Annotated in this window: 20 protein-coding genes; 17 read left to right on the top strand and 3 right to left on the bottom strand. The window is 71.0% G+C overall.

Annotated elements, in window-relative coordinates; translation table 11 throughout:
- Nucleotides 1–18 precede the first annotated feature (18 nt).
- From ACIA8E_RS26145 to ACIA8E_RS26110, 8 genes are all read left to right on the top strand, one after another.
- Complete coding sequence (locus tag ACIA8E_RS26145) at nucleotides 19–1,206, top strand: segregation and condensation protein A (RefSeq protein WP_399301744.1); 1,188 nt, start codon at nucleotides 19–21, stop codon at nucleotides 1,204–1,206.
- Nucleotides 1,203–1,853, top strand: coding sequence for an SMC-Scp complex subunit ScpB (gene scpB / locus ACIA8E_RS26140; RefSeq protein ID WP_030977295.1), 651 nt, complete (start codon nucleotides 1,203–1,205; stop codon nucleotides 1,851–1,853). Before ACIA8E_RS26145 ends, scpB begins: the two co-directional genes overlap by 4 nt.
- Nucleotides 1,853–2,968: a pseudouridine synthase gene (locus tag ACIA8E_RS26135; RefSeq protein ID WP_399301743.1), complete on the top strand. Its 1,116-nt coding sequence runs from the start codon at nucleotides 1,853–1,855 to the stop codon at nucleotides 2,966–2,968. Before scpB ends, ACIA8E_RS26135 begins: the two co-directional genes overlap by 1 nt.
- A gap of 131 nt (nucleotides 2,969–3,099) precedes the next feature.
- Complete coding sequence (gene pnuC, locus ACIA8E_RS26130) at nucleotides 3,100–3,753, top strand: nicotinamide riboside transporter PnuC (protein ID WP_399301742.1); 654 nt, start codon at nucleotides 3,100–3,102, stop codon at nucleotides 3,751–3,753.
- On the top strand, nucleotides 3,750–4,829 hold the full coding sequence (locus tag ACIA8E_RS26125; RefSeq protein ID WP_399301741.1) for an AAA family ATPase: 1,080 nt from the start codon (nucleotides 3,750–3,752) through the stop codon (nucleotides 4,827–4,829). Before pnuC ends, ACIA8E_RS26125 begins: the two co-directional genes overlap by 4 nt.
- Nucleotides 4,826–5,560 carry an NUDIX domain-containing protein gene (locus ACIA8E_RS26120; RefSeq protein WP_356001457.1) on the top strand — a complete coding sequence of 245 codons (735 nt, stop codon included), beginning with the start codon at nucleotides 4,826–4,828 and terminating at the stop codon, nucleotides 5,558–5,560. Before ACIA8E_RS26125 ends, ACIA8E_RS26120 begins: the two co-directional genes overlap by 4 nt.
- On the top strand, nucleotides 5,557–6,579 hold the full coding sequence (locus ACIA8E_RS26115) for an ADP-ribosylglycohydrolase family protein (protein WP_030917932.1): 1,023 nt from the start codon (nucleotides 5,557–5,559) through the stop codon (nucleotides 6,577–6,579). The genes ACIA8E_RS26120 and ACIA8E_RS26115 overlap by 4 nt, the downstream gene beginning before the upstream one ends.
- A gap of 3 nt (nucleotides 6,580–6,582) precedes the next feature.
- Nucleotides 6,583–7,395, top strand: coding sequence for a DNA polymerase beta superfamily protein (locus ACIA8E_RS26110; RefSeq protein ID WP_399301740.1), 813 nt, complete (start codon nucleotides 6,583–6,585; stop codon nucleotides 7,393–7,395).
- A 25-nt stretch (nucleotides 7,396–7,420) separates the two neighbouring features.
- Here the strand turns inward: ACIA8E_RS26110 and ACIA8E_RS26105 are convergent, their stop codons facing one another.
- A complete protein-coding gene (locus ACIA8E_RS26105) occupies nucleotides 7,421–8,125 on the bottom strand; it encodes a DNA polymerase beta superfamily protein (RefSeq protein WP_399301739.1) in 705 nt (234 codons plus the stop codon).
- 391 nt (nucleotides 8,126–8,516) lie between these two features.
- Here ACIA8E_RS26105 and ACIA8E_RS26100 point away from each other — a divergent pair, with 391 nt between their 5' ends.
- The 8 genes from ACIA8E_RS26100 (at nucleotide 8,517) to der (ending at nucleotide 14,601) form a co-directional block, all read left to right on the top strand.
- On the top strand, nucleotides 8,517–8,951 hold the full coding sequence (locus ACIA8E_RS26100) for a YidB family protein (protein WP_399301738.1): 435 nt from the start codon (nucleotides 8,517–8,519) through the stop codon (nucleotides 8,949–8,951).
- Nucleotides 8,952–9,027: 76 nt separating this feature from the next.
- Complete coding sequence (locus tag ACIA8E_RS26095) at nucleotides 9,028–9,390, top strand: DUF1304 domain-containing protein (RefSeq protein ID WP_399301737.1); 363 nt, start codon at nucleotides 9,028–9,030, stop codon at nucleotides 9,388–9,390.
- Between the two features lie 4 nt (nucleotides 9,391–9,394).
- Nucleotides 9,395–9,985 carry a TetR/AcrR family transcriptional regulator gene (locus ACIA8E_RS26090; RefSeq protein WP_399301736.1) on the top strand — a complete coding sequence of 197 codons (591 nt, stop codon included), beginning with the start codon at nucleotides 9,395–9,397 and terminating at the stop codon, nucleotides 9,983–9,985.
- Nucleotides 9,986–10,125: 140 nt separating this feature from the next.
- The gene (gene aroH, locus ACIA8E_RS26085; protein WP_267005931.1) at nucleotides 10,126–10,488 is read left to right on the top strand and encodes a chorismate mutase; all 363 of its coding nucleotides are present in this window, start codon (nucleotides 10,126–10,128) and stop codon (nucleotides 10,486–10,488) included.
- The gene (locus tag ACIA8E_RS26080; RefSeq protein ID WP_399301735.1) at nucleotides 10,485–11,570 is read left to right on the top strand and encodes a prephenate dehydrogenase; all 1,086 of its coding nucleotides are present in this window, start codon (nucleotides 10,485–10,487) and stop codon (nucleotides 11,568–11,570) included. Before aroH ends, ACIA8E_RS26080 begins: the two co-directional genes overlap by 4 nt.
- Before the next feature lie 124 nt (nucleotides 11,571–11,694).
- Nucleotides 11,695–12,411 (top strand): (d)CMP kinase, encoded by a 717-nt coding sequence (gene cmk / locus ACIA8E_RS26075; protein ID WP_352266602.1) that lies wholly within the window; start codon nucleotides 11,695–11,697, stop codon nucleotides 12,409–12,411.
- A gap of 65 nt (nucleotides 12,412–12,476) precedes the next feature.
- Nucleotides 12,477–13,064 carry a lysophospholipid acyltransferase family protein gene (locus ACIA8E_RS26070; RefSeq protein ID WP_399301763.1) on the top strand — a complete coding sequence of 196 codons (588 nt, stop codon included), beginning with the start codon at nucleotides 12,477–12,479 and terminating at the stop codon, nucleotides 13,062–13,064.
- 67 nt (nucleotides 13,065–13,131) lie between these two features.
- The gene (gene der / locus ACIA8E_RS26065) at nucleotides 13,132–14,601 is read left to right on the top strand and encodes a ribosome biogenesis GTPase Der (protein ID WP_399301734.1); all 1,470 of its coding nucleotides are present in this window, start codon (nucleotides 13,132–13,134) and stop codon (nucleotides 14,599–14,601) included.
- 95 nt (nucleotides 14,602–14,696) lie between these two features.
- On the opposite strand, the gene ACIA8E_RS26060 is transcribed toward der, so the two are convergent.
- Nucleotides 14,697–15,020: a hypothetical protein gene (locus tag ACIA8E_RS26060; protein ID WP_399301733.1), complete on the bottom strand. Its 324-nt coding sequence runs from the start codon at nucleotides 15,018–15,020 to the stop codon at nucleotides 14,697–14,699.
- Between the two features lie 137 nt (nucleotides 15,021–15,157).
- Nucleotides 15,158–15,940, bottom strand: coding sequence for a hypothetical protein (locus ACIA8E_RS26055; protein ID WP_399301762.1), 783 nt, complete (start codon nucleotides 15,938–15,940; stop codon nucleotides 15,158–15,160).
- Between the two features lie 570 nt (nucleotides 15,941–16,510).
- Here ACIA8E_RS26055 and ACIA8E_RS26050 point away from each other — a divergent pair.
- Entirely contained in the window at nucleotides 16,511–17,470 is a 960-nt protein-coding gene (locus ACIA8E_RS26050; RefSeq protein WP_399301732.1) for a helix-turn-helix transcriptional regulator, read from the top strand.
- The last annotated feature ends 96 nt before the right edge of the window (nucleotides 17,471–17,566 follow it).

Below are 17,566 nucleotides of genomic sequence, written 5' to 3'. Positions count from 1 at the left end.
GCCGCACCCTGGACCCCCATGCCGACGACCGACGAGCCTGCCCGCACACCCCGGCGCCCCCTGGGGCGCGGTCCGGGGGGCCTGTCTGCGCCGTCCGCGGCCGGGGCCGCGGTGGTGGAGGGCGCCACTGTCGGTGTGTCCCCCACCCCGCCCCTTCCCGGAACCGGGGAGGCGTCCCCGGACCCCTCGGCCACCGTCACGGACGCCGCGACGCCTGTGGCTGACGCCGATGCCGCCGCCGCCCCGGCCGAGACCGCGGGTCCTGCGGCCCCCACCGTCATGGATGCCGCCGCGGCGCCCGCGGCCCCCGCCGATACCGTCGCCGCCGCCCCGGCCGACACCGTCGGTCCTGCGGCCCCCGCTGACCCCGCCGCCCCCGGGGCACCCGCCGCCGACGGACGGTTCACCGTTCGGCTGGCCAACTTCGAGGGGCCGTTCGATCTTCTTCTGCAGCTCATCTCCAAGCACAAGCTCGATGTGACCGAGGTCGCCCTCTCCAAGGTCACCGACGAGTTCATGGCCCACATCCGGGCCATGGGGGTGGACTGGGATCTCGACCAGACCACCGAGTTCCTCGTCGTCGCCGCGACCCTGCTCGATCTCAAGGCCGCCCGGCTGCTGCCCGCCGCCGAAGTCGAGGACGAGGCCGACCTCGCGCTGCTCGAAGCGCGGGACCTGCTCTTCGCGAGGCTCCTGCAGTACCGCGCGTACAAACGCATCGCGGAGATCTTCAGCGCCCGGCTGGAGTCCGAGGGGCGGCGCTTTCCCCGGACCGTGGGGCTGGAGCCGCACCATGCCGAGCTGCTGCCCGAGGTGGTGATCAGCATCGGCGCCGAGGGGTTCGCCCGGCTCGCCGTGAAGGCGATGCAGCCGAAGCCCAAGCCGCAGGTGTACGTCGATCACATCCACGCCCCGCTGGTCAGTGTGCGTGAGCAGGCCGAGATCGTCGTGGCGCGGCTGCGGGAAGCGGGGGGGATCACTTTCCGCGAGCTCGCCGAGGACGCCCCGGACACCCTCACCGTCGTCGCCCGGTTCCTGGCGCTGCTGGAGCTGTACCGGGAGAAGGCCGTCACCCTCGACCAGGAGGAGGCGCTGGGCGAGCTCATGGTGCGCTGGGCCGGGGGCGAGGGGGCCGAGCCCGCGGTGACGGACGAGTTCGATCAAGAGGTGCAGGACATGGACGTACAAGAGGATGTGCAGGCATGAGCGAGCAGCGCCCCACCGGTGCGAGCACCGTCGCGGATCTTGAGCTCAAGCCCGCTCTCGAGGCCGTTCTCATGGTCGTCGACGAACCCGCCACCGAGGAACATCTCGCCAAGGTGCTGGAGCGGCCCCGGCGGGCCGTCGCCGACGCGCTGCGGGAGCTGGCCGACGAGTACACCGTGCAGCGCCGCGGTTTCGATCTCCGCCTGGTCGCGGGCGGCTGGCGCTTCTACACGCGCCCGGAGTACGCGGAGGCCGTCGAGGGCTTCGTGCTGGACGGCCAGCAGGCCCGCCTCACCCAGGCGGCTCTGGAGACCCTCGCAGTGGTCGCGTACCGCCAGCCGGTCAGCCGCTCGAGGGTCTCTGCGGTACGCGGCGTGAACTGTGACGGCGTGATGCGGACCCTCCTGCAGAGGGGCCTGGTCGAGGAAGCGGGCGCGGAACCCGAAACAGGTGCGATCCTGTACAGGACGACGAACTACTTTCTGGAGCGGATGGGCCTGCGCGGCCTGGATGAGCTCCCGGAGCTCGCGCCCTTCCTCCCCGAGGCGGACGCGATCGAGGCTGAGACGCTAGAGGGTGTGCCGTCGTTCGATCCGGACGCACCGGACACCCCGGATACTCACGCAGACGACAAGACGGAATTTTGATGCGAAGCAGTGGCAGTAACAGCGGAAGCGGCAGCGGCAAGAGCGGCGGCAACCGGAACCCCCGGGGTGGCGGCGCCGGGCGCGACGACCGGCAGGACAAGCGTCCCCGCAGGCCCCGCCCCGAGGAGCGCCGCTACGACGTGGGCGGCACCGGGGCCGGCGAGAAGAGCGGCGACGGCCCCCGCAAGGGCCGCGGCGCCGCGGCCCGCGGTGGCGCCAAGGGTGGCCCGAAGCCCCCGCAGGGCGGCGCGAGGAGCGGCGGCCCGCGGCGTGGCCCGCAGGGTGCCCCGTCCCGCTCGCGCGAGCTCGACGCCAAGATCGAGCAGCGCAACCGGGACAGGTACGCGAACAAGCCCGACATCAAGACGCCCAAGACCCACCCGGGCGCCGAGCAGGAGGGCGAGCGTCTGCAGAAGGTCCTGGCCAGGGCCGGCATGGGCTCGCGCCGTGCGTGCGAGGAGCTGATCGAGCAGTCCCGCGTCGAGGTCAACGGTGAGATCGTCGTCGAGCAGGGCATGCGCGTCGATGTGCACAAGGACGAGATCAAGGTGGACGGTCTGACCGTCGCCGCCCAGTCGTACCTCTTCTTCGCGCTGAACAAGCCCGCCGGTGTCGTCTCCTCGATGGAGGACCCGGACGGCCGCCAGTGCCTCGGCGACTACGTCACCAACCGTGAGACGCGGCTCTTCCACGTCGGCCGGCTGGACACCGAGACCGAGGGCATCATCCTGCTCACCAACCACGGCGAGCTGGCCCACCGGCTGACCCACCCGAAGTACGGCGTGAAGAAGACCTACCTGGCCGCCATCCAGGGACCACTCCCGCGCGACCTGGGCAAGCACCTCAAGGACGGCATCCAGCTGGAGGACGGGTACGCCCGCGCCGACCACTTCCGCGTCGTCGAGAACACCGGCAAGAACTACCTGGTCGAGGTGACCCTCCACGAGGGCCGCAAGCACATCGTCCGCCGGATGCTGGCCGAGGCCGGCTTCCCGGTCGAGCGGCTGGTGCGGACGTCCTTCGGGCCGATCCCGCTGGGCGACCAGAAGTCCGGCTGGCTGCGCCGCCTCACCAACACCGAGGTGGGCATGCTGATGGGCGAGGTCGGTCTGTAGTCCGCCTTCGGCGTCCGCTGTACGGCCCGCGGCCGGTTCCTGGTTTCGATTTTCGAACAGGAAACCGGCCGCGGGCCTTTTGCTGCCGTCGAATCGCCTTTATAGTCAAAGTGACTATAAAGGAGGCGGGTGTGAGTCTCGCGGACATCCTCGATCCCCTGCAGCAACCTCTGGTGACAGTCCTGGACACCCCGGTCGGCTGGACCGAGGTGCTCGGCTTCGGCAGTGGGGCGCTGTGCGTCTGGCTCGTGGCCCGCCAGCGTCTCGCCAACTGGCCGATCGGCATCGCCAACAACCTCTTCTTCCTCCTGCTGTTCACCCAGTCCGGTCTGTACGCCGACGCCGGCCTGCAGATCGTCTTCATCGCCCTTGCCGCGTACGGCTGGTGGGCCTGGACCCACGGGGGTGGACCAGGCTCCCCGGACCTGCCGGTGCGGAGCACCAGCCGCACCGAATGGATCCGGCTGTGCGCGGCAGGGGTGTTGGGGACCGCCGGTCTGACCCTCCTCCTCAGCCACGCCACCGACTCGACCGTGCCGTTCTGGGACGCCCTGACGACCGCGCTGTCCTTGGCTGCGACGTACGGGCAGTGCCGGAAGCTCGTCGAATCGTGGTGGCTGTGGATCGCCGCCGACGTCGTGTACATCCCGCTGTACGCGCACAAGGAGCTCTATCTGACCTCTCTGCTGTACGTCGGCTTCCTGGCGCTGTGCCTGGTCGGGCTGCGCAACTGGAAGCATGATCTCTACGTTCCGCAACGGGAGTTGGCGGAGGTGACAGGATGAAGCGATTCAGGCACGGGCTCGTGCTCGGCAAGTTCTATCCGCCGCACGCCGGCCATCACCACCTCGTCCGCACCGCCCAGGACCGCTGCGAGCGGCTGACCGTCCTGGTCTGCGCCGCCTCCGTCGAGTCCGTCCCCCTCGCCGACCGGGTGGCCTGGATGCGGGAGGTGCACCCGGACGTACGGGTCGTCGGAGCCGTCGACGACACCCGGATGGATCTCCACGACCCGGCGATCTGGCATGCCCATATGGCTGTCTTCAAGGGGGCCGTCCCGGACAGGGTCGATGCCGTCTTCACCTCGGAGCCGTACGGGGACGAACTGGCCCGCCGGTTCGGTGCCGAAGCCGTCTGCGTCGACCCCGACCGCACGGTCTTCCCGGTCTCCGGCACCGCCGTCCGCAAGGACCCGGTCGGCTGCTGGGACTTCCTCGAACCGCCCGTACGGGCCGCGCTCACCCGCCGCATCGTCGTCCTCGGCGCCGAGTCCACCGGCACCACCACGATGGCTCGCGCCCTCGTCGACCACTACCGCCGGCGCGGCGGCGTCTGGGCGCAGACCCGGTACGTCGCCGAGTACGGACGGGAGTTCAGCGAGCAGAAGCTGGCCGCGCTGCGTACCCGGTGGCCCCGGGCCCAGTGGGAGGACGTGGCGTTCACCACCGACGACTTCCCGCTGATCGCCGCGGCCCAGAACGCCAAGGAGGATGCGGCCGCCCGGACCGGGTCCCCGGTGCTCTTCTGCGACACAGACTCCTTCGCCACCACCGTCTGGCACGAGCGGTACATCGGAGGTCGCAACCCGCGCGTCGAGGAGACCGCCGACCGGGTCGCCCACCACCTGTGGCTGCTCACCGACCACGAGGGCGTCGCCTTCGAGGACGACGGGCTGCGCGACGGCGAGGAGCTGCGACCCTGGATGACCGACCGCTTCCGGTCAGAACTCACCCGCACCGGGCGGCAGTTCGTCGAACTCACCGGACCGCACCGGCAACGCCTGGACACCGCGGTCGACGCCGTCGACGCTCTGCTCACGGCGGGCTGGGACTTCGCCTCACCCCTCCCGGAGCGACGATGAGCACCGGCGCCCCCGAGGGCTACGACCCGTACGCCTTCGAACCGTTCGCGGTCACCGTCGACCTCGCCGTCTTCACGGTCCGCGACGGCCGGCTGCACGTCCTGCTCGTCGAGCGCGGTGAGGACCCGTACAAGGGCCACTGGGCCCTGCCCGGCGGTTTCGTGCTCCCACGCGAATCCGCCGAGGACGCCGCCCGCCGGGAGCTCGCCGAGGAGACCGGGCTGACCGAGGCAACCGTCTCCGCACTCCATCTGGAGCAGCTGCGCACCTACAGCGATCCGGACCGCGACCCCAGGATGCGGGTCGTCTCCGTCGCGTACACCGCACTCATTCCCGATCTGCCCGAACCGCGTGGCGGCGGGGACGCGGCCAACGCCCGCTGGTGGGACGCCGGAGCACTCGGCGCGCTCGCCTTCGACCACGACCGCATCCTCACCGACGCGCACGACCGGATCGGCGCCAAACTCGAGTACACCTGCCTGGCGACGGCCTTCTGCCCGGCCGAATTCACCCTGGGCGAGCTCCAGCAGGTGTACGAGACGGTCTGGGGCGTCGAGCTCGACCGGCCCAACTTCCGGCGCAAGGTCCTCACCACGCCCGGCTTCGTCCAGGCCGTGGAGGGATCACCCCGCCGCACCGGCGGGCGGGGGAAGCCGGCTGCTCTGTACCGGGCGGGTGCCGCCACCGCCCTGCACCCTCCACTTCTGCGACCGGAAGGACGAAGCGCATGATCGTGACCCGCACCATCACCAAACAGGCCGCCACCGGCGCGCTGACCGGGCTCGCGCTCGGCGACGCGCTGGGCTTCCCGACCGAGTTCAACAATGTCCCGTCGATCCTCGCCAAGTGCGGTCCTTGGCGGCAGATGCGGCTGCCGAACCCCGCGTTCGTCAGCGACGACACCCAGATGACGCTGGCCCTCGCGCGGGGCATCCGCACCGCCATGGACCGCGGACTGCTCACCCCGCTGCGGCTGGTCCGGCCGGTACGCGAGGAGTTCGTCGACTGGTACCACTCGCCGGACAACAACCGTGCCCCCGGCCGCACCTGCATGAGCGCCTGCCGGCTGCTTGACGGCGACCGGCCCTGGCAGGAGGCCAGCCAGACCGGCTCCAAGGGCTGCGGCGCCAATATGCGGGTGGCGCCGGTCGGGCTCGTACCGGGGCTGAGCGAGGAACAGCGCTCCGGCGCGGCGCAGTTGCAGGCCGCCCTCACACACGGCCATCCCACGGCGCTCGCCGCCTCCGACCTGATGGCGCGCGCGGTGTATCTGCTGGCGCAGGGTGCGGAGCCGACGGGGCTGATCGGGCAGCTGCGTTCGTACGCGTACGAGAACAGCAGCCGCTACCTCACACGCTGGCTCGGCGACCTGTGGCGGTACGCGGGTGACGACTCGGGCGAGAGCTACATCCAGCGTGGCTGGGACGAGTGCCTGACCGCACTGGCCCGCGTCCAGGACGCCCTGCGCGACCCGTCACCGGAGACCGACCCGTGCGAGGCGACCGGCGACGGCTGGATCGCCGAGGACGCCCTCGCCACGGCCCTGCACTGCTTCCTGCTCTTCCCCGACGAACCGGTCACCGCACTGCGCCGGGCCGCCTGCACCCGCGGGGACTCGGACTCCATCGGGTGCCTGACCGGGGCGCTGGCGGGGGCGCATCTGGGGGCCGGGGCGTGGCCCAAGGAGTGGTCGGAGCGGATCGAGTACCGGAGCGATCTGCTGTCGCTGGGGGCGCTCTGGGACTCTTGACCCATGCGTACGGAAACGATCCACCTCCACGAGGCCGGGCTGCCGGTCACGGACTTCGGCCCGGTCCTCGCCGAAGAGCCGGGTCCGCTGCTGTTCGCCACGGTCTCCGGGGCGCATCTGTACGGGTTTCCGTCCCGTGACTCGGACGTGGACCTGCGGGGGGTCCACCTCCTGCCCGCCGAGGACGTGGTGGGGCTGCGCGAACCGGACGAGACGCGCTCGCGGATGTGGGACCGCGAAGGGGTCGAGATGGACCTCGTCACCCATGACCTGCGGAAGTTCGTCCGGCTGATGCTGAAGCCGAACGGCTATGTGCTGGAGCAGCTGGTGTCGCCGCTGGTCGTGCACACGAGCGAGCTGCACGCGGAACTGGTCGAGCTGGCACCCGCGGTACTGACGCGCAACCACGCGCACCACTACCGGGGGTTCGCCAACACGCAGTGGCGTCTGTTCGAGAGGACCGGCGAACTGAAGCCGCTGCTCTACACGTTCCGGGCGTTGCTGACCGGCATCCATCTGATGCGCAGCGGCGAGGTGCTCGCGCATCTGCCGACGCTCGTGGGGGAGGTGGCGGCGCCCGCGTATCTGCCCGAGCTGATCGAGGCGAAGGCCGCGGCCGAGCACGGGGGAGCGGGGTGTGCGGACGGCGCGGTGGTGTACCGGGACGTCGAGGCGCTGCACCGGGTGCTGGACGAGGCACAGGCGGAGTCGGAGCTGCCGGATGGGGCGGGAGGGTTCGACGGGCTGCACGAACTCGTGGTGCGAGCGCGGTTGAAAGGGCCCGGGTCTCCGTCCTCAAGCTCCGGACGGGCTTGACTTTCGCGTTGGTCGGGGTGGCCGGTCACCCCTTGCCGGGAAACGGCACGGACGCCCGGCGGGTGCGGATCAGGAAGTCCTCGACCCGGGCCCGGTCCGGCTCCGGTGGGAGCGGCGAGCCCGGTGCCGACTCGTCGTTCTCCTCGGCCAGCCGTGTCATGCGGCGCTCCACCTCCGGCCACGGGACCTCGCCCCGCTTCACCGCGAGCAGGTCGTCCCTGGCGTCGCCCACCTCGATCGTCAGCTCGCCCGTACGCAGCAGATCCCGGCCGCTCGCCAGCAGCCGCAGCAGATGCATGGCGTGCTTCCAGCGCGGCGCACCGTACTGCCGGACATCCGCCTCCAGCTTCCTGCGCTGCCCCAGCGCGTAGCGGACGAAGGTCCGGTGGGCGAGCCGGGACAGGAACGCGCCGCGCAGGGAGAGGAGTTCATGGCCGACCGCGTCGGTCTGTTCCACCAGCGGTGAGTGGAGGCACTCCAGCACATTGGGGTTGGCGCGCAGCGCCAGTTCGCAGAAACGCTCCAGCTCCCAGGAGAACTGCTCCGGCGCCGGGCCCTCGACATGCGTAGGCGGCTTGTCGAACCGCCAGAACAGCGGGGTCGGCGCCAGGAAGACACCGCGCCGGTCGGTGTCGCTGTCGCCCGTGGCCAGCCCGAACGCACGTGAGCCCATCACACAGGAGTAGATCGTGTGATCGCGTACGAGAGTCTCGGCATCGGGGGTGATCATGCGGGTGAGGGTACGCGAGGGGGCCTCATGTGCCTCGTCGTCCGGGCAAGGGGCAGTACGCGCTGCGGGGCGGCGCGTCCCCGGAGGCCGTCGAGGCCGCGTTGCCGGCGGATGTCCCTAAGTGCTGTCCCGTAATCCCTGGCGGGCGCACGACGACAGCTACGGCACCTCGCTGCGTTGTCGGAACGCCCGAATACGCCCGGTATGAGGACGCCCCTCCGCCTTGCGATGCACCGCATCTGACGCTGCGCGCTGATCCACCAGGGATTACGGGACAGCCCTTAGCCGTCGGTTCGACGGCTACGGACATCCGCCGTCGGGCCCCGAGTGGCAGAAGCCCTGGTTCTGATCGACATTGTCGATAATCCATCCCCTTCGGAAGGGCAGAACCATGGCAGGAAACGACCTCGGCAGTCTGCTGGGCGGCTTGCTGGGCGGCGGAAGCCAGGGCGGGGGTTCCGGCAACGCCGGGAACATCCTCGGAGCGCTGCTGGGCGCGCTCGGCGGCAACGCGAGCGCCGGTGGCGCGGGCGGCGCGAACGCTCTTGAGGGCCTGATCGGGATGCTCACCAAGTCCGGCCTTCTCGACCAGACCCAGTCCTGGGTCGGGACCGGTGAGAACAAGCCGGTGAGCGGCGCCCAGATCGCGCAGGCGCTCCCGGACGAAACCCTGCAGAAGGTCGCCCAGGACGCGGGGGTGTCGACGCAGCAGGCGGCCGACGACATCGCTAGGTCGCTGCCCGAGGCGGTCGACAAACTGACCCCCGCGGGCGAGGTCCCGAAGGGCGGCTCGATCGAGGACCTGATCCGGGCACAGGCGCTCTGAGCGTTCAGGGCCGGCCGAACCCCGTATCGATTTCCTGTACAGTTGTCCAGGAAATCGATACGGGAGGCCGTCCGCCATGCACATCGCAGCCCAGGTGCTGGTCGCACTGGTCGCACTGATCCACGCCTATTTCCTGGTGCTCGAAATGTTCCTGTGGGACACCGCGCGCGGCCGGAAGGTCTTCGCCACCACCCCGGCGTTCTCCCGTGAGAGCGCACCGCTCGCCGCGAACCAGGGCCTGTACAACGGGTTCATGGCCGCCGGACTCGTCTGGAGTCTGATCGCGGGCGACCCTGTCGCATACCAGGCCCAGATCTTCTTCCTCGGCTGCCTGATCGTCGCCGGGGTGTACGGAGCGGCCACCGTGAACCGCAAGATCCTGTTCGTCCAGGCGGTCCCCGCCGCCGCGGCACTGGCCCTTGTCCTGCTCGCGGGCTGAGCCCATGACGCCCGCAGTGACGGAAGGCAGCGGAGACCCCCGTACCGCACGCACCCGCGGCAAGCTCCGCGAGGCGCTCCTCGCGGCCTGCGAGGAACAGCCACTCGACCAGGTCAGCGTCTCCGATGTGGTCCGCAGGGCCGGAGTCGGCCGGGCCACCTTCTATCTGCACTACGACGATCTGCGCGCCCTGGCCGTGGACGCCTGCGCGGAGATCGTCCGGCAGGCGGTCGACGCCCTGCACGCCTGGGACGAGGTGCCGCCCGGTCCCGAGGCGCCCCCCGGCGAGCTCGTCGCCCTGCTGGAGGCAGTCCGCACCCGGGCCGAGGTCTACCGGAGCCTGCTGCGCGCGGGCGGCGGCGGACCGCTCGGCGAGCTGCTGCACCAGGAGCTGCGGCAGCGCAGCATCAGCGAACTGCGCCGTCGCCGCCCCCTGGGCTCCGCGGAGGACCTGATCGCGAGCGCCGTCGCCGGACTGTTCACCGGCATCCTCGCCGACTGGGTGCACGGCCGGACCGACGCCACCCCGGCGCAGCTGGCGGGCGGGATCTGGCGGATGCTGCTGGCCGTGCACTCCACCGCCGCTCCCCGCTGACCTCGCGTCTCACCCACAGAGCACCACGGCCGCCCGTCGCCCCGCCCCTCTAGGCTGAAATCGCGCAGGCGGGCACAGAGCAGGCGCGACAAGCACGAAGCGGCATGAAGAGAAGTGCACGAAGAAGTGAGGAGCCAGACGTGGCGGTACGAGCGGTCCGTGGAGCGGTCCAGCTGGAGCGGGACGAGGCCGGACACATGGACGAGCAGGTCAGCGCCCTGCTCACCGCCGTCCTGGAGCGCAACGGCCTCGTTGCCGACGACCTGATCAGCATCTGGTTCACCGCCACTCCCGATCTGCACAGCGACTTCCCGGCCGCCGCCGCCCGGGGCATCGGCATCGTCGACGTACCGCTGATCTGCGCCCAGGAGCTCGACATCGTGGGGGCGATGCCCCGCGTGGTGCGCATCCTCGCCCATGTCGAGACGTACCTTGCCAAGTCCGAGATACAGCATGTCTACCTCGGCGCCACCGCCGCCCTCCGCAAGGACATTGCCCAGTGAGAACCGCCGTCGTCATCGGAACCGGCCTGGTCGGCACCTCCGCAGCCCTCGCCCTCGCCGGGCGTGGCATCCACGTTCATCTCGTCGACCACGACCCGGCGTCGGCCCGTACGGCGGCCGCGCTCGGCGCCGGTACGGACGAGGCGCCCGCGGGCCGCGTCGACCTCGCGATCGTCGCCGTACCGCCCGCCCACGTGGCCTCGGTGCTCGCCACCGCCATGCGGGACGGCGTCGCCCGCGGCTACCTCGACGTCGCCAGCGTCAAGGGCGGCCCCCGCCGCGAGCTGGAAGCCCTCGGCGTCGACCTCACGCCGTACATCGGTACGCACCCGATGGCGGGCAAGGAGCGTTCCGGCCCGCTCGCCGCCACCGCCGACCTCTTCGAGGGCCGTCCCTGGGTCCTCACGCCGACCCGGGACACCGACACCGAGGTCCTCAACCTTGCCCTGGAGCTGGTCGCGCTCTGCCGCGCCGTCCCGGTCGTCATGGACGCCGACGCGCACGACCGGGCCGTGGCCCTCGTCTCCCACACCCCGCAGCTGATCTCCTCGATGGTCGCCGCCCGCCTGGAGGAGGCCGACGAGACGGCCGTACGCCTCTGTGGCCAGGGCATAAGGGACGTCACCCGGATCGCGGCCTCCGATCCCCGGATGTGGGTGGAGATCCTCTCCGCCAACCCCGGACCGGTCGCGGACGTGCTCGCCGGGGTCGCCGCCGATCTCGAGGGGACGGTCCGGGCGCTGCGCAGCCTCCAGTCCGGCGACGACGACAAGCGCCGCGAGGGCACCGACTCCATCGAGGACGTCCTGCGCCGCGGTAACGCGGGCCGGGTCAGGGTCCCCGGGAAGCACGGGGCGGCCCCGGCGGCGTACGACATCGTGGCTGTGCTCATCAGCGACCGGCCGGGCGAGCTGGCCGGGATCTTCGCGGACGCGGGAAAGGCCGGGATCAACGTCGAGGACGTCCGTATCGAGCACGCCACCGGGCAGCAGGCCGGCCTGGTGCAGCTGATGGTCGAGCCGAGCGTGGCCCCGGCACTCGCGGCGGCGCTTCGCGAGCGGGGCTGGTCGATCCGCCAGTAGGCCCCTGGCGGCCGAGGTCCGCGGGAGTTGTCCACAGGGGTGCAGAGGACCGTCCCGACACTCGGTAACCTTGTGCGGGGCGGGTTCGCGCGCCCTTGTCCCGCCCACCCCGTGTACCAGGAAGGTGTCCACCACCGTGGAAACCGTAAGCGCCGCAGCCCGGACGGCCCCGGCCGCAGTGATCGTCGCCATCGACGGGCCCTCCGGCACCGGCAAGTCGAGCACGTCGAAGGCCGTCGCCGCCAAGCTCGGCCTGAGCTACCTGGACACCGGTGCCCAGTACCGGGCGATCACCTGGTGGATGCTGAACAACGGCATCGACGTGCAGGACGCCGCGGAGGTCGCGACCGCCGCGGCGAAGCCGGTGATCGTCTCCGGCACGGACCCGGCCGCCCCGACGATCACGGTCGACGGCGAGGACGCCGCGGGCCCGATCCGTACGCAGGAGGTCACCTCGAAGGTCAGCGCCGTCAGCGCGGTCCCCGAGGTGCGTGCCCGGATCACGGAGCTGCAGCGGTCCATCGCCGCCGCCGCCGAGATAGGCATCGTCGTCGAGGGCCGTGACATCGGCACCACGGTGCTGCCCGACGCCGACCTCAAGATCTTCCTGACCGCCTCGCCGGAGGCCCGCGCGGCCCGCCGCAGCGGAGAGCTGAAGGGCTCCGATCTCGCCACCACCAAGGAGGCGCTGATAAAGCGGGACACCGCGGACTCCAGCCGCAAGACCTCGCCGCTCGCCAAGGCGGACGACGCGGTCGAGGTGGACACGACCGACCTGACCCTGCAGCAGGTCATCGAGTGCGTCGTCACCCTTGTCGAGGAGAAGCGGGCCGCGAAGTGACCGCAGCCTCGGGCACGCCCACGCTGCGCGGAGCGGCGGTCGGGCGCGGGATCGGCATCGGGCTGATGTACGGGCTGTGGAAGCCCCGCGTCCTCGGTGCATGGCGGGTACCCGCCTCCGGACCCGTCATACTCGCGGTGAACCACTCCCACAACATCGACGGGCCGATGCTGATGGGCACCGCGCCCCGGCCCGTCCACTTCCTGATCAAGAAAGAGGCGTTCGTCGGCCCCCTCGACCCGTTCCTGCGCGGAATCGGTCAGCTGAAGGTGGACCGTACGAGCGCCGACCGCGCCGCCATCACCCAGGCCCTCGGTGTACTGGAGAACGGCGGGGTACTCGGGATCTTCCCGGAGGGTACCCGGGGCGAAGGAGACTTCGCCTCGCTGCGGGCCGGGCTCGCGTACTTCGCGGTACGCAGCGGGGCGCCGATCGTGCCCGTGGCCGTCATGGGAAGCACCGAGCGCCGCGGACGGTTGATATCGGCACTGCCGCCGTTGCGCAGTGGGGTCGATGTCGTCTTCGGTGACGCCTTCGACGCGGGCGACGGAAGTGGCCTGCGGACCCGCAGGGCGCTGGACGAGGCGACCGTGCGGATCCAGGCACGGCTGACCTCGCACCTGGAGAACGCCAGGCGTTTCACCGGGCGCTAGGTAAGACTTGAGTAGTGGGCCGCGTGATCGTGGTCCATCGATGATGATGCAAAGAGGAACGGACTTCATGAACGACCAGATTCACTCCGACGGCTCGGACCACGAGCACGGAGCGCTTGGCGACGCCGAGTACGCGGAGTTCATGGAGCTCGCCGCGCAGGAGGGCTTCGACGTCGAGGACGTCGAGGGCGCGATCGACGAAGCGGGTCACGGCCCGCTGCCCGTCCTCGCCGTCGTCGGCCGCCCCAACGTCGGCAAGTCGACCCTGGTGAACCGGATCATCGGCCGCCGCGAGGCGGTCGTCGAGGACAAGCCCGGCGTCACCCGGGACCGTGTCACGTACGAGGCCGAATGGGCCGGCCGCCGCTTCAAGGTCGTCGACACCGGCGGCTGGGAGCAGGACGTGCTCGGCATCGACGCCTCCGTCGCCGCCCAGGCGGAGTACGCGATCGAGGCCGCCGACGCGGTCGTCTTCGTCGTCGACTCGACCGTCGGCGCGACCGACACCGACGAGGCCGTCGTCAAGCTGCTGCGCCGGGCCGGCAAGCCCGTCGTGCTGTGCGCCAACAAGGTCGACGGCCAGAGTGGCGAGGCCGACGCCACCGCGCTCTGGTCGCTCGGTCTCGGCGAGCCGCACCCGGTCTCCTCGCTGCACGGCCGTGGCACCGGCGACCTGCTCGACGCCGTCCTCGAAGCCCTGCCCGAGGCCCCGGCCCAGAGTTTCGGCACCGCGCTCGGCGGCCCGCGCCGCATCGCGCTCATCGGCCGTCCGAACGTCGGCAAGTCCTCGCTGCTGAACAAGGTGGCGAACGAGGACCGGGTCGTCGTCAACGAAATGGCCGGCACCACCCGTGACCCGGTCGACGAGCTGATCCAGCTCGGCGGCATCACCTGGAAGTTCATCGACACGGCCGGTATCCGCCGCCGCGTCCACCTCCAGGAGGGCGCGGACTACTACGCCTCGCTGCGTACCGCGGCCGCCGTCGAGAAGGCCGAGGTCGCCGTCGTCCTGATCGACGCCAGCGAGTCCATCAGCGTCCAGGACCAGCGCATCATCACCATGGCCGTGGAGGCCGGGCGTGCGCTCGTGGTCGCGTTCAACAAGTGGGACACCCTCGACGAGGAGCGCCGCTACTACCTGGAGCGCGAGATCGAGACGGAGCTCGCGCAGATCGCGTGGGCCCCCCGGGTCAACGTCTCGGCCCTCACAGGCCGCCACATGGAGAAGCTGGTCCCGGCGATCGAGACCGCGATCGAGGGCTGGGAGACCCGGATCCCGACCGGCCGGCTGAACGCGTTCCTCGGCGAGATCGTCGCCTCCCACCCGCACCCGGTCCGTGGCGGCAAGCAGCCCCGCATCCTCTTCGGCACCCAGGCCGGCACCAAGCCGCCGCGGTTCGTGCTCTTCTCCTCCGGCTTCCTCGAGCACGGCTACCGCCGCTTCGTCGAGCGTCGGCTGCGCGAGGAGTTCGGCTTCGAGGGCACCCCGATCCACATCTCGGTGCGGGTCCGCGAGAAGCGCGGCCGCAAGAAGTGACGCCGGCCTGATCCGCCCCGTCCCGGCCATGGCGCCGGACATGACGAAGCCCCGTACCGTCCCTGCTGTGAACGGTGCGGGGCTTCGCCGGGCGGTCAGACTCCCCGGGATCCCGGGGGCAGCGCCGCCGGCTGGGGGCGCCCGGCGTGCCGGCCGACCCGCTGCCAGGAACCGAGGCTTCCGGTGTGCGTGCCCGGGCCGGAGTGGCCGGAGTGGGCCGAGTGGGCCGAGTGGGCCGAGTGACCGCTCAGCGGGGCCCGGCTGCCGAACATGCCGGTCCCGAATGCCACGAAGCCCAGGTTCTCCTCGCCGCTCCGATCCCCTGGCAGCGCCCGGAACGACCGGCGGTACTCGGAGTACAACGAGTCGTAGATCGGGGTGTGGGTCTGACCGCCCGAGCGGTCCTGCGACGGACGCATGGCAGGGATCGGGCTCGGGCGCTGGTGGGAGGGGTCGTATGAGTGCACGTATGTGCCAACGACCCCATCGGCGGTCGGATGCGGGCCCGGCGGAGAAATAGCTGTTCGCCGGGGGTGCGAGGAGCGTACGGACATGATCAGGTCCCGGCCAGCGGCATCGCGGCCGCGACCAGGAGGCCGCTCGCCGCGGCCTTCTCCAGGGCGTCGCGCAGCAGGTCCTCGCGGGGCTGCTGGCCGATGGATCCGACCGGCGCGGCGAAGACGAGCACGGTCTGAGATTTGTTGGCCGCGGCCCGCCAGCCTTCGGTGACCTGCAGCGGTGCATGGGCCTGCCACCAGGCGACCGGGGCGCCGCCGCCGGTCCCCGGCTGGAGCACAGCGTGCAGTTGGCCCATGGCGAGCAGGATCGACCAGCCGTGCAGCACGGCGGGCACCTGGTCCATCCGGTGGACCGGGTGGAAGCCCTGCTCCAGCAGGAGCTGCAGGAACTCGTCGCCCCCGCTGCCGTACGTGCCGGGGCGGGTGATCGCGCCGGTCGGCTCGACGACCAGCGCCGGGTGGAGCTCGTCATCGATCAGGACGAGTCCGCTGGTGATGCCCAGGACGGCCTGCTCGGGCATGAGGCCCTGCGGGGTCTCCGGCTCACTGCCGGTGATGCTGCGCACGGCGCCCTGCAGCTGCTCCTCGGAGACCTGGACGACCTGGGAGGGGATGCAGGTCGCGTGGGCGAAGGCGAGCACGGCGGTCTCGTCGCCGACGAACAGCACCGTGCTGGTGCGCTCCTGCTCCGAGTCGCCGGGGGTGCGGCAGGAGGTGCAGTCGTAGCTGCCTGGGGCGTTGTCGCCGACGAGCAGCCGATCGGCTTCGGCGTCGCCGATCTCGGCGCGTACGTCCTCGCTGACGTCGAGCATGCGCGGCACGGGTGGCTCCTCGAACTCGGTGCGTGCGCCGGGCGGTTCCCGGCTCATGAACAGACAACGGGTGAGCTGCGGCCGGGGTCACGCGGGAAAGGGAACGGAATCGAACCATCCGGCGCAGAGGGTGAATCGGGGGGCCGATGGGTTTACTCCCGGTCAATACCCGCTGATCGAACCCGCATCGGCGGGGCCGGGCGAGGGAGGGGAGGGCGCGACGACAGGTCGACAAATCAGGAAAACAGGGAACGTATCCAGTGGCTGAAAGTCGTCCATGAGTTGAGTGAGGCGGTAGCCGGTTCTCGCCGTCACGCCAGGTGCAACCCGCAGCACATCGGTCGAACCTGGGCACTGCAACACATGCAGGGGGTCATCCGTACGACGTTCCATCTCGCCGGTGCGCCGACGGAGCACCATGACAACGGGATCGTGTCGGTTTTCCGTCACCGCGACGATCCCGTGCCGGGTACCTGCTCGGTCGGCGACGACCTCTGCGCACGGCTGGAGCCGGGCGCCGCAGCAGGCCGAACCGGATCGCGGACGGTAGCTGTCCGCAACCGCTGACAGACTCGTCCCATGTTGGAGACCTCGGCACGACTGCTGCGCCTGCTCTCACTGCTGCAGGCCCACCGGGACTGGTCCGGCGCCGAGCTCGCCGAGCGGCTCGGCGTCACCCCCCGGACCGTCCGGCGCGACGTCGACAAGCTGCGGGAGCTCGGCTACCCGGTCAACGCAAGCCCTGGCACCGGCGGCGGCTATCAGCTCGGTGCCGGGGCCGAGCTGCCGCCGTTGCTCCTCGACGACGAGGAGGCCGTCGCCGTCGCGGTCGGGCTGCGCACGGCGGCCGGCCACGGCGTGGAGGGCATCGGGGAGACCTCCGTACGCGCACTCGCCAAGCTCGAGCAGGTACTGCCGAACAGGCTGCGCCGGCAGGTGAGCGCGCTGGGCGCCTTCACCGTGCCCATGCTGCGCGGACCCGAGGCGTCGACCGTGGACCCGGGGGTTCTCACCGAGCTGGCCGGGGCCTGCCGGGACAGCGAGCGGGTGCGCTTCGCGTACCGCGCCCATGACGGCTCCGTATCGCACCGGATCGTCGAACCCCACCGGCTGGTGTGCACCGAGCGCCGCTGGTACCTCGTCGCCTGGGACCTGGACCGCGCGGACTGGCGTACCTTCCGGGCGGACCGGATCACCCCCACGCCGCCGCACGGCCCCCGCTTCGTCCCGCGCCGCCCGCCCGCCGACGACCTTGCCGCGTATGTCTCCCGGGGCGTCTCCACCGACGCGTACGCGGCGCGTGCCGTGATCCGGCTGAAGGTGCCCGTCGAGCGGGCGGCCGAGCGGATCTCCCCGTCCTCCGGTGTTCTGGAGCGCATCGACGGGGACAGTTGCCTGCTGCGCACGGGGGCGGCCGGTCTGGACGTCCTGGTGATCCATGTGATGCTCATGGGCTTCGACTTCGAAGTCGTCGAGCCGCAGGAGCTCACCGACGCGATCAGGACCGCCAGGGACCGACTGTCCCGGGCGCTCGACTGAACCGTGCCGTGCTCTTTCGTCTGTCAACTCGCTGTGTCCGGTATACGGGTGGATGTCGGCGGCCGCCCCGGTCCGATGGTGTGGATATCGTGTCCA

The sequence above is a fragment of the Streptomyces sp. NPDC051664 genome (assembly GCF_044453545.1).
In the GTDB taxonomy this organism is placed as follows: Bacteria; Actinomycetota; Actinomycetes; order Streptomycetales; family Streptomycetaceae; genus Streptomyces.
Note: the sequence above shows the minus strand (reverse complement) of the source record. Positions and strands in the feature narration are given on the sequence as shown.

Coding starts and splice junctions, on each gene's coding strand:
- ACIA8E_RS26145 (WP_399301744.1), top strand. CDS start 19: ATGCCGACGACCGACGAGCCTGCCCGCACACCCCGGCGCCCCCTGGGG.
- scpB (WP_030977295.1), top strand. CDS start 1,203: ATGAGCGAGCAGCGCCCCACCGGTGCGAGCACCGTCGCGGATCTTGAG.
- ACIA8E_RS26135 (WP_399301743.1), top strand. CDS start 1,853: ATGCGAAGCAGTGGCAGTAACAGCGGAAGCGGCAGCGGCAAGAGCGGC.
- ACIA8E_RS26125 (WP_399301741.1), top strand. CDS start 3,750: ATGAAGCGATTCAGGCACGGGCTCGTGCTCGGCAAGTTCTATCCGCCG.
- ACIA8E_RS26120 (WP_356001457.1), top strand. CDS start 4,826: ATGAGCACCGGCGCCCCCGAGGGCTACGACCCGTACGCCTTCGAACCG.
- ACIA8E_RS26115 (WP_030917932.1), top strand. CDS start 5,557: ATGATCGTGACCCGCACCATCACCAAACAGGCCGCCACCGGCGCGCTG.
- ACIA8E_RS26110 (WP_399301740.1), top strand. CDS start 6,583: ATGCGTACGGAAACGATCCACCTCCACGAGGCCGGGCTGCCGGTCACG.
- ACIA8E_RS26105 (WP_399301739.1), bottom strand. CDS start 8,125: ATGATCACCCCCGATGCCGAGACTCTCGTACGCGATCACACGATCTAC.
- ACIA8E_RS26100 (WP_399301738.1), top strand. CDS start 8,517: ATGGCAGGAAACGACCTCGGCAGTCTGCTGGGCGGCTTGCTGGGCGGC.
- ACIA8E_RS26095 (WP_399301737.1), top strand. CDS start 9,028: ATGCACATCGCAGCCCAGGTGCTGGTCGCACTGGTCGCACTGATCCAC.
- ACIA8E_RS26090 (WP_399301736.1), top strand. CDS start 9,395: ATGACGCCCGCAGTGACGGAAGGCAGCGGAGACCCCCGTACCGCACGC.
- ACIA8E_RS26070 (WP_399301763.1), top strand. CDS start 12,477: ATGTACGGGCTGTGGAAGCCCCGCGTCCTCGGTGCATGGCGGGTACCC.
- der (WP_399301734.1), top strand. CDS start 13,132: ATGAACGACCAGATTCACTCCGACGGCTCGGACCACGAGCACGGAGCG.
- ACIA8E_RS26060 (WP_399301733.1), bottom strand. CDS start 15,020: ATGCGTCCGTCGCAGGACCGCTCGGGCGGTCAGACCCACACCCCGATC.
- ACIA8E_RS26050 (WP_399301732.1), top strand. CDS start 16,511: ATGTTGGAGACCTCGGCACGACTGCTGCGCCTGCTCTCACTGCTGCAG.